Source organism: Mitsuaria sp. MSU3D (assembly GCF_056867975.1).
Genome location: NZ_CP200314.1, coordinates 3,853,191 through 3,866,810, shown reverse-complemented (window position 1 = coordinate 3,866,810; position 13,620 = coordinate 3,853,191). Strand labels below are relative to the sequence as shown.

16 protein-coding genes are annotated in these 13,620 nt (G+C 67.9%); 12 read left to right on the top strand and 4 right to left on the bottom strand.

Annotated elements, in window-relative coordinates; all coding sequences use genetic code 11:
* The first annotated feature begins 9 nt into the window (after positions 1-9).
* The 9 genes from hisB (at position 10) to AC1VNM_RS16920 (ending at position 5,923) form a co-directional block, all read left to right on the top strand.
* Entirely contained in the window at positions 10-606 is a 597-nt protein-coding gene (gene hisB / locus AC1VNM_RS16960; protein ID WP_377160605.1) for an imidazoleglycerol-phosphate dehydratase HisB, read from the top strand.
* Positions 603-1,271 (top strand): imidazole glycerol phosphate synthase subunit HisH, encoded by a 669-nt coding sequence (hisH, locus tag AC1VNM_RS16955; RefSeq protein WP_483107686.1) that lies wholly within the window; start codon positions 603-605, stop codon positions 1,269-1,271. The genes hisB and hisH overlap by 4 nt, the downstream gene beginning before the upstream one ends.
* 102 nt (positions 1,272-1,373) lie before the next feature.
* Positions 1,374-2,117 carry a 1-(5-phosphoribosyl)-5-[(5-phosphoribosylamino)methylideneamino]imidazole-4-carboxamide isomerase gene (hisA, locus tag AC1VNM_RS16950; RefSeq protein WP_377160609.1) on the top strand — a complete coding sequence of 248 codons (744 nt, stop codon included), beginning with the start codon at positions 1,374-1,376 and terminating at the stop codon, positions 2,115-2,117.
* Between the two features lie 3 nt (positions 2,118-2,120).
* On the top strand, positions 2,121-2,891 hold the full coding sequence (gene hisF / locus AC1VNM_RS16945; RefSeq protein ID WP_483107685.1) for an imidazole glycerol phosphate synthase subunit HisF: 771 nt from the start codon (positions 2,121-2,123) through the stop codon (positions 2,889-2,891).
* Entirely contained in the window at positions 2,888-3,610 is a 723-nt protein-coding gene (gene rsmD / locus AC1VNM_RS16940) for a 16S rRNA (guanine(966)-N(2))-methyltransferase RsmD (RefSeq protein ID WP_483107684.1), read from the top strand. The genes hisF and rsmD overlap by 4 nt, the downstream gene beginning before the upstream one ends.
* 9 nt (positions 3,611-3,619) lie before the next feature.
* Positions 3,620-4,129, top strand: a complete 510-nt coding sequence (gene coaD / locus AC1VNM_RS16935) for a pantetheine-phosphate adenylyltransferase (protein ID WP_377160615.1) — start codon at positions 3,620-3,622, stop codon at positions 4,127-4,129.
* A gap of 122 nt (positions 4,130-4,251) precedes the next feature.
* Complete coding sequence (locus AC1VNM_RS16930) at positions 4,252-4,506, top strand: YfhL family 4Fe-4S dicluster ferredoxin (protein WP_377160617.1); 255 nt, start codon at positions 4,252-4,254, stop codon at positions 4,504-4,506.
* 141 nt (positions 4,507-4,647) lie between these two features.
* Positions 4,648-5,151, top strand: a complete 504-nt coding sequence (locus AC1VNM_RS16925) for a Panacea domain-containing protein (protein WP_483107683.1) — start codon at positions 4,648-4,650, stop codon at positions 5,149-5,151.
* Entirely contained in the window at positions 5,120-5,923 is an 804-nt protein-coding gene (locus AC1VNM_RS16920) for a hypothetical protein (protein ID WP_483107682.1), read from the top strand. Before AC1VNM_RS16925 ends, AC1VNM_RS16920 begins: the two co-directional genes overlap by 32 nt.
* A 15-nt stretch (positions 5,924-5,938) precedes the next feature.
* Here the strand turns inward: AC1VNM_RS16920 and AC1VNM_RS16915 are convergent, their stop codons facing one another.
* From AC1VNM_RS16915 to AC1VNM_RS16900, 4 genes are all read right to left on the bottom strand, one after another.
* Positions 5,939-6,478, bottom strand: a complete 540-nt coding sequence (locus AC1VNM_RS16915; RefSeq protein ID WP_483107681.1) for a histidine phosphatase family protein — start codon at positions 6,476-6,478, stop codon at positions 5,939-5,941.
* A 20-nt stretch (positions 6,479-6,498) separates the two neighbouring features.
* Positions 6,499-7,293, bottom strand: coding sequence for an adenosylcobinamide-GDP ribazoletransferase (locus AC1VNM_RS16910; protein WP_483107680.1), 795 nt, complete (start codon positions 7,291-7,293; stop codon positions 6,499-6,501).
* Between the two features lie 39 nt (positions 7,294-7,332).
* Positions 7,333-8,283 carry a DUF3369 domain-containing protein gene (locus AC1VNM_RS16905; protein WP_377160627.1) on the bottom strand — a complete coding sequence of 317 codons (951 nt, stop codon included), beginning with the start codon at positions 8,281-8,283 and terminating at the stop codon, positions 7,333-7,335.
* A gap of 129 nt (positions 8,284-8,412) precedes the next feature.
* On the bottom strand, positions 8,413-9,435 hold the full coding sequence (locus AC1VNM_RS16900; RefSeq protein ID WP_483107679.1) for a diguanylate cyclase domain-containing protein: 1,023 nt from the start codon (positions 9,433-9,435) through the stop codon (positions 8,413-8,415).
* A gap of 280 nt (positions 9,436-9,715) precedes the next feature.
* Here AC1VNM_RS16900 and AC1VNM_RS16895 point away from each other — a divergent pair, with 280 nt between their 5' ends.
* The 3 genes from AC1VNM_RS16895 to AC1VNM_RS16885 all read left to right on the top strand — a co-directional run bounded on the left by AC1VNM_RS16895 (position 9,716) and on the right by AC1VNM_RS16885 (position 13,596).
* Complete coding sequence (locus AC1VNM_RS16895; RefSeq protein ID WP_483107678.1) at positions 9,716-11,002, top strand: MFS transporter; 1,287 nt, start codon at positions 9,716-9,718, stop codon at positions 11,000-11,002.
* 150 nt (positions 11,003-11,152) lie between these two features.
* Positions 11,153-12,070, top strand: a complete 918-nt coding sequence (locus AC1VNM_RS16890; protein ID WP_377160633.1) for an amino acid ABC transporter substrate-binding protein — start codon at positions 11,153-11,155, stop codon at positions 12,068-12,070.
* 347 nt (positions 12,071-12,417) lie between these two features.
* The gene (locus AC1VNM_RS16885) at positions 12,418-13,596 is read left to right on the top strand and encodes a hypothetical protein (RefSeq protein ID WP_483107677.1); all 1,179 of its coding nucleotides are present in this window, start codon (positions 12,418-12,420) and stop codon (positions 13,594-13,596) included.
* The last annotated feature ends 24 nt before the right edge of the window (positions 13,597-13,620 follow it).

Sequence of the window (13,620 nt, the reverse complement as noted above, 5' to 3'; positions counted from 1 at the left end):
GGAATCCCCATGAGCTCCGAACGCATCGCCGAAGTCCGCCGCGACACCAAGGAAACGCAGATCCGCGTGCGCGTGAATCTCGACGGCACCGGGCAGTCGACGCTGAACACCGGCATCGGCTTCTTCGACCACATGCTCGACCAGATCGCCCGCCACGGGCTGATCGACCTGGACATCGAGGCCAAGGGCGACCTGCACATCGACGGCCACCACACCGTCGAGGACGTCGGTATCACGCTGGGCATGGCCGTCGCGCAGGCGATCGGCGACAAGAAGGGCATCACCCGCTACGGCCACAGCTACGTGCCGCTGGACGAGGCGCTGTCGCGCGTGGTCGTGGATTTCTCCGGCCGCCCGGGCCTGGCGATGGAGGTCAAGTTCACCGCCGGATCCGTCGGCGCCTTCGACACGCAGCTGACCTACGAGTTCTTCCAGGGCTTCGTCAATCATGCGCTGGTGTCGCTGCACGTGGACAACCTCAAGGGCCACAACGCGCACCACCAGTGCGAGACGATGTTCAAGGCCTTCGGCCGCGCGTTGCGGATGGCGATGACGCTGGATCCGCGTTCGGCCGGTGTCATCCCATCGACGAAGGGCACGCTGTGAGCACCCCCGGAGCCAGCCAGCCGCGCACTGTCGCGGTCGTCGACTACGGCATGGGCAACCTGCGTTCGGTGTCGCAGGCGGTGCTGGCGGCGGCGCAGGACCAGGGCGTGCGCGTGGTCATCACGTCCAAGCCCGACGAGGTCTACGCCGCCGAGCGCATCGTGCTGCCCGGCCAGGGCGCGATGCGCGACTGCATGCGCGAACTCGCCGACAGCGGCCTGAAGGAGGCGGTGCTCGACGCCGCCGCGCGCAAGCCGCTGATGGGCGTATGCGTTGGCATGCAGATGCTGCTTGATCACAGCGAGGAGCAGGACACGCCGGGGCTGGGGCTGATCCCGGGCCGCGTGAAGCGCTTCCGGCTGGAGGGTCAGGTGCAGCCCGACGGCAGCCGCTACAAGGTGCCGCAGATGGGCTGGAACCGCGTGCACCAGACGCGGGCGCATCCGGTCTGGGGCGAAGTGCCGGACGAGAGCTGGTTCTACTTCGTCCACAGCTTCTACGCCGAGACGTCGGACCCGCGCGACAGCGCCGGCGAGAGCGAGTACGGCCCGCGCTTTACCTGTGCGGTGGCGCGGGATAACATTTTTGCCACTCAATTCCACCCCGAGAAAAGTGCCGCGTCCGGGCTCGCCCTGTATCGCAACTTCCTGCACTGGACGCCCTGAGCGCATGACGCGCGGCTTGGCGTCCGGTGCCGGATGCGCCGCACGCGCCGTTCTCGAGTCCCGCCGAACCCTTCCCCTTCCTTCACCCCCACTGCCTCGGCCATGCTGCTGATTCCCGCGATCGACCTGAAAGACGGCAAATGCGTCCGCCTCAAGCAAGGCGACATGAACGACTCCACGACCTTCGGCGAGGATCCCGCCGAAATGGCTCGCCGATGGGTCGATGCCGGCGCCCGGCGTCTGCACCTCGTGGACCTGAACGGCGCCTTCGCGGGCAAGCCGGTCAACGAGGCGGCGATCAAGGCGATCCTGCGCGAGGTCGGCGACGACATCCCCGTGCAGCTGGGCGGCGGCATCCGCGACCTCGACACGATCGAGCGCTACCTGGACGACGGCCTGTCGTACGTGATCATCGGGACGGCCGCGGTGAAGAACCCGGGCTTCCTGAAGGATGCGGCATCGGCCTTCGGCGGCCACATCATCGTGGGCCTGGACGCGAAGGACGGCAAGGTCGCCACCGACGGCTGGAGCAAGCTGACCGGTCATGAGGTCATCGACCTGGCGAAGAAGTTCGAGGACTACGGCATCGAGGGCGTGATCTACACCGACATCGGCCGCGACGGCATGCTCACCGGCATCAACATCGACGCGACGGTGAAGCTGGCGCAGGCGCTGTCCATCCCGGTGATCGCGTCGGGCGGGCTGTCCAACATCGCCGACATCGAGGCGCTCTGCGCGGTCGAGTCCGAGGGCGTGGGCGGCGTGATCTGCGGCCGCGCGATCTACACCGGCGACCTCGACTTCGCCGCGGCGCAGCGTCGCGCCGACGAGCTGAACGGGGACTGACCGGTGCTGGCCAAGCGCATCATCCCGTGCCTGGACGTGACCGGCGGTCGCGTCGTCAAGGGCGTCAATTTCCTCGAGCTGCGCGACGCCGGTGATCCGGTGGAGATCGCGGCCCGCTACAACGAGCAGGGCGCCGACGAACTGACCTTCCTCGACATCACGGCGACCAGCGATGGCCGCGACCTGATCCTGCCGATCATCGAACGGGTGGCCTCGCAGGTCTTCATTCCGCTGACGGTCGGCGGGGGCGTGCGCGCGGTCGCCGATGTGCGGCGGCTGCTGAATGCGGGGGCGGACAAGGTCAGCTTCAACTCGGCGGCGGTGGCGGATCCGGAACTGATCCGCGCGGCTTCGGACAAGTACGGCGCGCAGTGCATCGTGGTCGCCATCGACGCCAAGCGGCGTCAGGGCGGCGACGGCCAGCAAGGCTGGGACGTGTACACGCATGGCGGCCGCAAGAACACGGGCCTGGACGTCGTCGAATGGGCGACCCGCATGGCCGCGTTCGGCGCGGGCGAGATCCTGCTGACCAGCATGGACCGCGACGGCACGAAAAGCGGCTTCGACCTGGCGCTGACGCGTGCGGTGTCGGACGCCGTGGGCGTGCCGGTGATCGCGTCGGGCGGCGTGGGATCGCTGCAGGACCTGGCCGACGGCATCACCCATGGCGGCGCCGATGCGGTGCTGGCCGCGAGCATCTTCCATGACGGCGATCACACCGTCGGCGAAGCCAAGGCGCTCATGGCGTCGCAGGGCATCCCGGTGCGCCAATGAGCACGTCCGGTGGTCGAGGCAAGGGTCGCGAGGGCCGCGATGGCCGTGATGGTCGTGAGCGCGAGCAGGCGCCAGACATCGACGGCCTGCGCCGGCCGGGCCGTCCCGGTCCACGCGTGACGGTCGGCGAGGGCGCGGTCAAGCCGCGTCCGCGCGAAGCGGGGCCGGGCGAGGTCCGCATCGTCGGCGGTGTCTGGAAGCGATCCAAGCTGCCGGTGCCATACGTTCCCGGTCTGCGTCCCACTCCCGACCGCGTGCGGGAAACGCTGTTCAACTGGCTGGGCCAGGACCTGGGCGGCTGGCGCGTGCTGGATGCGTTCGCCGGCAGCGGTGCGCTCGGCTTCGAGGCCGCGTCGCGCGGCGCGGCCGGCGTGACCTTGCTGGAACGCGACGCGCAGCTCGCGAATGCGCTGCGCGCCAACCTGAAGCGGCTCGACAAGGACGGCACGGTGCCGATGACGATCGCGAACGCCGACGCGCTCGCCTGGATGCGTCGGGGTGCCGCTGGATCGTTCGACCTCGTGTTCCTGGACCCGCCGTTCGCGGAGGGGCTGTTCGTCGACGCCCTGACGGCCGCGGCCCCGCTGCTGGCCGAGAACGGGCTGATCTACCTGGAGTCGCCGGAGGCGATCGAGGCGCCGGCGGCGCTGGGCTTGTCCGTGTGGAAGGAAGGGCGGGCCGGGGCGGTGCATTACCGCCTGCTGCGGCGCGGCGGATAATCTCCGCCCATGACCTCCCAGATCCTGCTGACGGCCGTCTATCCCGGCACCTTCGACCCGATGACCCTCGGCCACGAGGATCTGGTCCGTCGTGCCAGCCGGCTGTTCGAGCGCCTAGTGCTGGCGGTCGCGGCGGGACATCACAAGAAGACGATGTTCAGCATCGACGAGCGGTTGGACATGGCGCGCCAGCTGGTGGCGCCCTATCCCAATGTCGAGGTGGTCGCGCTCGAGGGCCTGCTGAGCCACTTCGTGATCGCGAACGGCGGCAAGGTCGTGGTGCGCGGGCTGCGGGCGGTCTCGGACTTCGAATACGAGTTCCAGATGGCCGGCATGAACCGGCAGCTGATGCCCGAGGTCGAGACGGTCTTCCTGCCGCCGTCGGACCATTACCAGTTCGTATCCTCGACCTTCGTGCGGGAGATCGCCACCCTGGGCGGCGACGTCTCCAAGTTCGTCTCGCCGCTGGTCCGCGAGCGTCTGGAAGAGCGGATCGCCAAGAACCGCGTGGAGCAGTAAGCCATGGCTCTGATGATTACCGACACGAGAGGCGGAAACAGGCAAGGCATGCCTTGCCCCGCCGAGCGCGGCAAGCGCCTACGAGCGCTTGCCGTATTCGTCGGTTGCTGGGAGGGCGCAGTATGGCGCTGATGATTACCGACGAATGCATCAACTGCGACGTCTGCGAGCCGGAGTGCCCCAACCATGCGATCTCGATGGGCGAGGAGTACTACCAGATCGAGCCCAGCAAGTGCACCGAGTGTGTCGGGCATTTCGACGAGCCGCAGTGCGCGATGCTGTGCCCGGTGGCCTGCATTCCGGTCAATCCGGAGCACGTCGAATCGCGCGAGACGCTGATGCAGAAGTACGTGCGACTGACCCAGCAGAGCGCATGAGGCATTCGCCTACTTGAATGGGCAATTGAAGCGCCGACCGCCTCGGCGCAAGATCACCGCCTTCTGATTCCGGAACCCTTGTGAGCGTCGTGCCGATGCCGATCGCTGCGCCGGGATCGCTTCAACGGAAGGACGGTGGTGATGGCGGACATCCATGATGTGGCGGACTACTTGATCGTGAAGCTCTGGGAGGCTGGAGAGCGTCCCAGCGTGCATCGGCTGCACAAGCTGCTCTATTACGTGCAGGGCTGGCATCTGGTCATGCACGAACGACCGCTGTTCCCGGAGCGGTTCCAGGCCTGGATTCATGGGCCGATCAGCAAACCGCTGTTTGATCGCTTCGCGTTCGATCGCTCGCTGTACGCGATGGTGGAGCGCCGAGATATCCGGGAAGGATTCACCTTCGATGCGCTTTCCCCGATGGAACGCGATCATGTCGATCGGATCCTGGACGAGTACGCGATCTATCCGACCTTTCAGTTGATGCGCATGTCGCGGGAGGAGCTGCCTTGGCTCAAGGCCAGGGGAGGAATCCCCTTGGACGAGCGCAGCGAGCAGGAATTGGATGAGTCGGTCATGCGGGACTTCTTCCGAAGCCAGATGGAGGATGAGCATGAGCCCGACGGCATGCAAGCGCACGCCTGAGCGCCATCGAATCCGATACGCCGGCAATGCCGCCGCGCCGGACCGACGACCTCGTGCTGCCGAAGTCTCAACCCGCCCGGCAAATCCCCAATGGTCCTTCGGACTCAAATTTTTCCGGGAGACCAAATTCTTCGGTTTCGACGCGCCGGACATTGACCGACGTTGGATGGTCTCGATGCTTTACCGGCTCGGCGAACTCTCTGGCCTCCGGGTGCTCGATGTCATGGACGATGCCGGGGTCCGCGAGGGCACCCTGCGCATTCACGACATTGATTGGGCGGCGCGCAATGTGCCAATCAAGCCCGAACAGTTCGACTGGTTGCCCCCGGCATGTCGAGCGGCGGGCGATGAACTCGTGCTGATTCAGATCGCGGTGTCGAAGGCGGAGGGACGGCTGATCGGCTTCTTCGACGAAGAAGCGATCTTCCAGATCGTGCTTTTCGATCCGCTGCACAACGCCCAGCCCAGCAAGTACAACGACTACAAGGTCCGGCTGTCCAAGCCTTTGGGCTGCGAGGTGACGGCGCTGCGGCATGAAGTGACGCAGGTGATGGCGAAGAGCCGGGATCGCGCCTGCGGATGCGAGTCCGACCTTGCCGCGGCGCTGCAATGGCGCCGCGATCAGCGTGGCAGCGCGATCGTGATGCCAGTCATCGACGGCACCGAGATCGAGGACGCCGACCAACTCATTGCCGAAGGTCGCATTGGCAGCTATCGAGACATCTTTGCAGCCGGCCTCGTGGCTGTGTTGGAGAGACGTCTCGATAGCTGAGGCTGATGCCGGGACTCAGAGCTCCCAGCGCTCTGAGTAGGCTGGCGGTCGCGGCCATTGGTCGGCTTGAGGCGGCGCAGCGGGATGCTTCTGCACCCACCGCCTCGCCAGCATCCACCCGCCATGGCTGACGACCAGCGCGCCGCTCGACCACGTCGAGGCGCGCTCCAGCAATGCCGTGAGCGACTCGCCGCCCGCCGGTGCAAAGCGAGCGAGGTCGGCGACCCATGCATCGATCTCGTCTTTTGGGATCTCCGCCCAGGGCCGGCCATCCCACACGCCAAAGTCGATCTCCGCGAGCGCCGCATCGACGCGATGCCGCCATCCCCAGCGTTTCAGCCATCGCCCCACGTCGGCACAACGCCGCAGCGGTGAGGTCCACACCTCATGCGGCAGCCGGAGTCGTCGCGCGTGGGCCTGGATGCGTCGCGCAAGCCGCTTGGCACGGCGGCGTTCCACCGGCAGGTCGCAACGTGCGCCGACGCACAATCCCGTCGCCCCTTCGGGCCGCGGATGCCGCCAGACAGTGATATCGGCGCTGCCGTCCGTGCTCATGCTCATGCTCAGGCTGACGCTCAGTCCGCCGGGAACAGCGGCGCCATCGCCAGGAACGCCAGTAGCGCGCCCAGCTCCACCACCTGCTGCGTCGCGCCGAGCGTGTCGCCGGTATAGCCTTGCAGCCGACGCTCCAGCATCGACTGCATGTAGAAGGTCAGCCCCGCGGACACCACCACGGCGGCCAGCATCTCCGGCACGTTTTCCGGCGTGATCCAGGCGCCGGCGATCGTCGCGAGGACCACCAGCGCCAGCGCGATGATCAGGCCGGGGCCGGTGATCTGTGTCGCCAGCGGCTTGGCCTTGGCGTGCTCGGCGTCGCCGGCGTAGGGCAGGGCATGCAGCAGCCAAACGGGCGCCGCACGCGAGGCCACATGCGCCCACACGATCGCGAGCATCGCGAGCGTCGGATCGAGGTCCGCGAGTCCCAGCAGCACCGTCGCCTTCAGGCCCAGCACAAGGATCAGGCCGAGCGCGCCGTAGCTGCCGATGCGCGAGTCCTTCATGATCGTCAGCGCCTTCTCGCGCGAGACCGAGCCGCCGAGCGCGTCGCAGCTGTCGGCCAGTCCGTCCTCATGGAATCCGCCGGTCAGCCAGACGCTGGCGGCCATCGCGAGACCCACGGCGACCGTGGCCGGGAAGAGCTGCAACGCGCCCCACAGCACCAGCGCCGAGACGCCGCCCACCACTGCGCCGACGAGCGGGAAGTAGCGCGCGCACTGCTGGAGCCAGGCGGATTCGAACCCGACCCAGCGCGGCACGGGCACACGCGTGAAGAACTGCAGGGCGATGAAGAAAAGGCGGAGTTGATGCATGGACGCGGACCGGGGAACCGGCCGCGATGATAGGGCGCTTCAGCGCGGCCGATCCCGCTCCAGCAGCCCCTCGTACGCGATCGCGACATTGGCGCAGAAGATGTCGAGCATCTCCCGCCCGTCGTCGTCGAGCGGATCCGACAGCACCATGTACAGCAGGCTCTCGTTGCCCGAGTGCGTCCGGTAGTACCCGATGAAGCGCCCGTCCTCGAAACTGCTCTGCCGGGTCGCCAGCGCGCGGTCCAGCGCCTCGCGCACGTCGGCGGGCAGGTCCGAGACCTGGGCGTCGGCGAGCAGCCCCTGGTACTCCGACGTCGCGGCCAGCACCTGCAGCCGGCCCTCCACGTGCGAGGCGGCGTACATGCGGCTCGCGCACAGCCCTTGCGCCTGGTAGCCGAGCATGTGCCCGACCTGTTCCAGCAACGCCGACGCGAAGTGGCGCAGGTTGCTCGAGTCGTGGATCTGCGTGATCGCATCGATCGAGCGCCGCAGCGCCGCGCGCGACTGCGACAGGATCACGATGTCGCGGTACGACCGCAGCGCCGAGTAGAAGACCGTGATCAGCTTGCGCTTGGTCAGCTCGGTCTTCTCCTTGTAGTCATTGATGTCGTAGGTCTTGATGACGTGTTCCTCGGGCGCCTGACCCGGCTGCCCGGTGCGCAGCACGATGCGCACCTGGGTGTTGCGCAGCTCCTCGCGGATGAAACGCGCCACGTCGAGCCCGGCGTGCTCGGACTCCATCACCACGTCGAGCAGGATCAGCGCGATGTCCTGGCGGTCGCGCAGCAGGTCGCGCGCTTCGGCGCCGTTGTAGGCGTTGAGGAACTGCAGCTTCCGCCCCGCGAACTCGAAATCCGCCATGACCAGCTGGGTCACCTGATGCACCGCCGGATCGTCGTCGACGATCATCACCAGCCACGGATCGAGCGTGCGCGTCCGGGTGTCCTCTCCGGGATCCGGCAGCTCGTCGGCGAACACCATGTCGGTCATCGGTTCCTCCCTGGCTGATTTTGTTGCGAGCCATTATCAACAGCGGAGGTGACATGGGAAGACCGAGCCGCGTGCCGTGGCGGCCGCCGGTGTGACCCTCGCACGACATGGCGGGAATCCGTCGGGATCTCAGCAGGAAGGCTCGAGCGGCATCGGACCCGTGCGGTCCCTGCCTTGCCGCGTACGCTTGGCCTCGTACATGCGCATGTCGGCGCATTCCATCAGCGCCGTCGCGTCGCGCCAGTCCTCCGGACAGCGTGACGCGCCCATGCTGGCGCGCAGCTGCAGCACGCGATCGGCGTAGGCGAAGGACCCCTCGATCGCCGCGTGGATGCGCAGCAGCGTCGCCTCCAGCGTCGTCGGGGATCCCGCATGGGTCAGCAGGATCGCGAACTCGTCGCCGCCCAGCCGGGCGACCGTGTCCGTTTCGCGCGTGGTGCTCGCGAGCCGGCGGCTGAACTCGATCAGCGCCGCGTCGCCGGCCGCGTGGCCCAGCGTGTCGTTGATGTGCTTGAGGCCGTCCATGTCCAGCAGCACGATGGCGATCGGCGGGTCGCCGCGCTCGACCTCCGCGGTGGCGTGGCGCAGCCGGTCCATGAAGAGCGAGCGGTTGGCCAGCCCGGTCATGTCGTCGTGGGTGGCGCGGTGGAACAGGTCGTCGCGACCGTAGCGCGTGGCCCAGTACATCGCGGCGCCCAGCACCTTGGACATCAGGGACAGCACCTCCACCTCGTGGTTGCCGAAGTTGCGCACGCGGGACGAGAAGGCCTTGAGCACGCCGACCGGCGTGCCCTGGTGCGTCAGCGGCAGCACGACCATCGAGCGCAGCCCGACGCGCCGGCAGGCCTCGATGTCGACGCGGCTGTCGGAGTCGACGTCGTCGCAGATCAGCGGGATGCCCTGGCGCAGGCAGGTGCCGGAGAGGCTGCCGTCGCGGCGCACGCGCACGCCGAGCTGATGGCCCGCGGCGCCGGCGACGGCGCGGTAGACGAGGTCATCGCCCTCGGCCAGTTCGATGGCGGCGCCGTCGGCGTCGACGAGCTCCAGCGTGCCGTGGACCGACAGCGACATCACGCCCGCGAGGTCCAGCCCGAGCTGGGCGACCTGGCTGTGGATATCGATGATGCGGAGTAGTGCTTCCCGGCTCGGCATCGACCGCCCCGAAAGAACTCGCTCCCTGGCCCACGCCGGCCTCCTCCGCGCGCGCACTGCGTGCATCGATGCGCGGGACCACCTGCCGTCGTGCCGCCAGTCTAGACCTGGCGCCCCCGCGATTCATCCCCTGTTTCCGGTGACGTTGCGGCGCGGCACCGGTGGCCTCGGGGAATCTCCCGATGGAGGCCATGTCTTTACGCTGCGGATACGAGGGATGCGCAGAATCGCGCCCCATGTCAGAAAACAAATCCTCCGCAGCCGATGGGCTCCCCCCGGCGTGGCCGCCGCGGACACGGCCGGCGCCCAGCCCGGCGCGCCCGCCCCGATGCTGGCCTTCACGCCCTATCAGAAGCTCGCCGCCGGGCTGATGGCGCTGCTGCAGTTCTCCGTCGTGCTGGACTTCATGATCATGTCGCCGCTGGGCGTGATGATCATGCCGGCGCTGAGCATGAGCTCCGGCCAGTTCGGCCTGGCCGTGTCCGCCTATGCCTTCAGCGCCGGCATCGCCGGGCTGCTGACGGCGGGCTTCGCCGACCGCTTCGACCGCAAGCGGCTGCTGCTGTTCTTCTTCTGCGGCTTCCTGCTGGGCACGCTGTGGTGCGGCCTGGCGACGAGCTTCCCCTCGCTGCTGGCGGCGCGCATCGTCACCGGGCTGTTCGGCGGCGTCATCGGCTCGATCGTGATGGCGATCGCCGCGGACCTGTTCCCGCCGGCGCAGCGCGGCCGGGTGATGGGCCTGCTGCAGGGCGGTTTCGCGGCCAGCCAGGTGCTGGGGCTGCCGTTCTCCATCTTCCTGGCGTCGCGCTTCGACTGGCATGCGCCGTTCATCGCCATCGTCCTGTTCGGGCTGCTGGCGGCGCTGGTGATCGCCTTCAAGCTGCAGCCAGTGAACGCGCACCTGGGCGCGGGCGGCACCGGACAGCACAGCGCGGCGCGGCATCTGCTGCAGACGGTGCGCATTCCGCGCCAGCAGCTGGCCTTCGCGCTGACCGCGCTGCTGACCACCGGCGGCTTCATGCTGATGCCCTTCGCCAGCGCCTTCGTCGTGCACAACGTCGGCATCCCGCTGGACCACCTGCCGATCATCTACCTGATCACCGGCATCTGCACGCTGGTGTTCTCGCCGCTGATCGGCCGCCTGTCCGACCGCATCGGCGCCATGCCCGTCTTCTACGCGGGCTGCGCCATCACGATCGCCACGGTGGCCTTCTACACGCACCTCGGCACCTCGCCGCTGTGGGTGCTGATCGTGGTCAACGTGGTGATGTTCGTGGGCATCTTCTCGCGGATGATTCCGGCGCAGGTGACGCTGGCCGGCGTGCCTGCGCCGGAGCAGCGCGGCTCGTTCAACGCGATCAACTCGGCGCTGCAGCAGCTGGCCGGTGGACTGGCCTCGCTGGTGGCCGGGCACATCGTGCACATCGGCCCGGACGGCCACGTCAACGACTTCCCGTACGTGGGCTATGTCGTCATCGCGTCGACGTTGGTCGCGGCGCTGCTGATGCGCCAGCTTGTGCGCGGCCGGGCGGCAGGCGGCGTGCCAGCCACGGTCAAGCCGGGCTGAGTTCGGACATCGATCCGTGATGGATGTCACGGATCGGTCTTCCTTCCGGTCAAACCGTCTAGAGGCAACACTCGAGCGTGGGGCGTTGGTGACAACTTGGGAACGTCGTCTCCCTAGAATTCAGGGTTTTCACCGACCCGGAATTCGAGCATGTCCTTCGCGATCCGGCGCCTGAGCGGCGCTTTCGTCCTGTCCGCCGCTGCGCTGACGTCGCTGTCGGCCGCCGCCGCCGGCCCCGCCGTCGACACGATGGCCCGCATCAAGGACACCCGCGCGATCACGCTGGGCGTGCGCGAATCGTCGCGGCCGTTCTCCTTCGTCAATGAGCAGAAGCAGGGTCAGGGCTACTCGGTCGACCTGTGCCTGGCGGCCGTCGAGGAGATCAAGAAGGAACTGAAGCTGCCCGAGCTGAAGGTCAACTACGTGGTCGTGTCCGGCGCGGACCGCATCCCGAAGCTGCAGAAGGGCGACATCGACCTGGAATGCGGCTCGACGACCAACACCAAGGCGCGTCAGGAGCAGGTCGACTTCAGCTACACGATCTTCGTCGCGGGCATGCGCGTGATGATCCCGAGCGGCGCCAAGGTCGACACGATCAAGGACCTGGACGGCATGACGATCGCGCTGACCAAGGGCACGACCTCGGAGAAGCTGTTCACGCAGCTGAACACCTCCGGCGAGGCCAAGATGCAGCTGGTCCAGTTCCCCAACAACACCGATGCGTTCAAGGCGCTGCGCGAGGGCAAGGCCCGCGCGTTCGCGCAGGACGATGCGCTGCTGCTGGGCCTGGCGTCGAAGGACAAGGCGCTGGACAGCCTGAGCCTGGGCCAGATGGCGTTCTCGGTGGAACCCTACGGGATCATGATGCGCAAGGGCGACGCCAAGCTGGCCGCGGCCGTGGACCGCGCGCTGAGCCGCGTGTACGGCAGCGGCGAGATCGAGCAGCTCTACAACAAGTGGTTCCAGACCGCGGCGCTGTCGATCCCGATGAACCGCCTGACGCGCGACGGTTTCAAGCGTCCGAACCGGGAAGCCGGCGTGGCGATGCTGCTGGGATATTCGATCTGATCCTCGATCGGATCGATCCCTCCGGATCCTGGTGAACGAGCGGGCCTGCGGGCCCGCTTTGCATTTGAGCGCCACAAGACGTCGGCCTGCGGCGAGCAAGACCTGGACCCGCGAGGTCCGGACGCACTCCCTAGCCCTTGGGGGACGCATTCGCGCGCATCGCCGGGACACTGCGCCCTTCCCGTTGCTGCAGGAAGATCATGCGTTGTCTCGAAGTCGTCCGTCGTTGTTCATCAATCCTTGGCCATGCGGCCTCCGTCGCTGCACTGGCCGCAGCGGCCGCCGCACTGTCGGCGCCGCTAGCGCCCGCGCTCGCGTTCGACGCTCCGCCCGGCTGGACGCAGCGCGTGCACGAAGACGGCCTGCTGCTGCAGCCCGCGGACCTGCCGCCGGGCAAGGTGATGCAGCTCTGGGTCGCGCCGCCGTTGGAGGTCGGGCGCGATGACGGACTCGCCGCGTTCGCGCGCATCAAGGAGCCGATGCGCGGCCTCGGCGCCGCGGGTCAGCCGGCGTGCAAGCCGCCGCAGATGCTGCAGGCCGGCGTGGTGCTCCAGAACTGCGTGGCGACCGTGAACGCCGCGCCGATCGAGACGCAGATCTACATGCGACCGTCGCGCAACGGCCAGCTCGAATGGATGCGCATCGCGATGTCGCAGGACGAGGCGCTGCTGCAGCGCTACGGCGGCGGATTGAAGACGCTCTCGGCGAAGTCGAACGAGTTGTGGCCTGCGTTGAAGGCCCTGGCCGGGGACGAGCGTCGCCAACGGGAAGCCGCCGAACGGGCGGCCACGCTGGAACGCCGCGCCGCCGCCGATCGCGCGATCCACGTCGCGCCGGGCAAAGGCGTCGCGGAGCGCGACATCGCCTTCATGCTCTGGACCTGGTACCAGCCCAGCGGCGAGAGCCTGGTCGAGAACCTGCACCTGCTGCTGAAGGACGGCACCGGTTATCGCAACCTCGATCTTCCGCCGGACGAGTTCGACATGGCGGCGGCGCGTCGCTTCAAGCCGGAGCGCGTGATCCAGTGGCGCCGCAGCGGCGGCGACTGGCAGATCAAGGACCACGACGACAAGGACTGGCGCACGATCAGCGGCACGCCCGCGACGCCAGCCGCGGCGGGGCAGCGGATCGACGGCACGTTCACGCACTCCTGGTACTCGATCCTGGGCGGCGGCAGCTCGCAGAACCGCTTCCACTTCGAATCGGACGGCAGCTTCGAGCAGACCGGCAAGTCGGTCTTCGGCACTGGCGCCATGGCCGCGGCGAACGGCGTGGCGGGGATGGCGACGAACACCTACTCGCGCGGCGGCAGCACGACGACGTCGTCGGTCAGCGCCGTTGGCGCCGGTGCCGGCGGCGCGCAGCGGCAGCGGCGCAACGGATCCGACTTCGTCGGCCGCTACCGGCTCGACCGCTGGGCCATGGTCGTCGAGCGCGAGAACGGCGAGCAGGAACGGGTGCTCTTCGCGTTCAACGGGGAGAAGCAGCGGGCGGTGTTCATCAAGGACATGGGCTATTCGAAGTAGCGGTCACCGGCCAGGCCGTGCGGG

What these genes read in the sequence shown, in the direction of transcription:
- hisB (WP_377160605.1), top strand. Translation starts at nt 10, where the DNA reads ATGAGCTCCGAACGCATCGCCGAAGTCCGCCGCGACACCAAGGAAACG.
- AC1VNM_RS16915 (WP_483107681.1), bottom strand. Translation starts at nt 6,478, where the DNA reads ATGAGCACGGACGGCAGCGCCGATATCACTGTCTGGCGGCATCCGCGG.
- AC1VNM_RS16900 (WP_483107679.1), bottom strand. Translation starts at nt 9,435, where the DNA reads ATGCCGAGCCGGGAAGCACTACTCCGCATCATCGATATCCACAGCCAG.
- hisA (WP_377160609.1), top strand. Translation starts at nt 1,374, where the DNA reads ATGCTGCTGATTCCCGCGATCGACCTGAAAGACGGCAAATGCGTCCGC.
- AC1VNM_RS16905 (WP_377160627.1), bottom strand. Translation starts at nt 8,283, where the DNA reads ATGACCGACATGGTGTTCGCCGACGAGCTGCCGGATCCCGGAGAGGAC.
- AC1VNM_RS16920 (WP_483107682.1), top strand. Translation starts at nt 5,120, where the DNA reads ATGAGCCCGACGGCATGCAAGCGCACGCCTGAGCGCCATCGAATCCGA.
- rsmD (WP_483107684.1), top strand. Translation starts at nt 2,888, where the DNA reads ATGAGCACGTCCGGTGGTCGAGGCAAGGGTCGCGAGGGCCGCGATGGC.
- AC1VNM_RS16910 (WP_483107680.1), bottom strand. Translation starts at nt 7,293, where the DNA reads ATGCATCAACTCCGCCTTTTCTTCATCGCCCTGCAGTTCTTCACGCGT.
- AC1VNM_RS16925 (WP_483107683.1), top strand. Translation starts at nt 4,648, where the DNA reads ATGGCGGACATCCATGATGTGGCGGACTACTTGATCGTGAAGCTCTGG.
- AC1VNM_RS16890 (WP_377160633.1), top strand. Translation starts at nt 11,153, where the DNA reads ATGTCCTTCGCGATCCGGCGCCTGAGCGGCGCTTTCGTCCTGTCCGCC.
- AC1VNM_RS16930 (WP_377160617.1), top strand. Translation starts at nt 4,252, where the DNA reads ATGGCGCTGATGATTACCGACGAATGCATCAACTGCGACGTCTGCGAG.
- coaD (WP_377160615.1), top strand. Translation starts at nt 3,620, where the DNA reads ATGACCTCCCAGATCCTGCTGACGGCCGTCTATCCCGGCACCTTCGAC.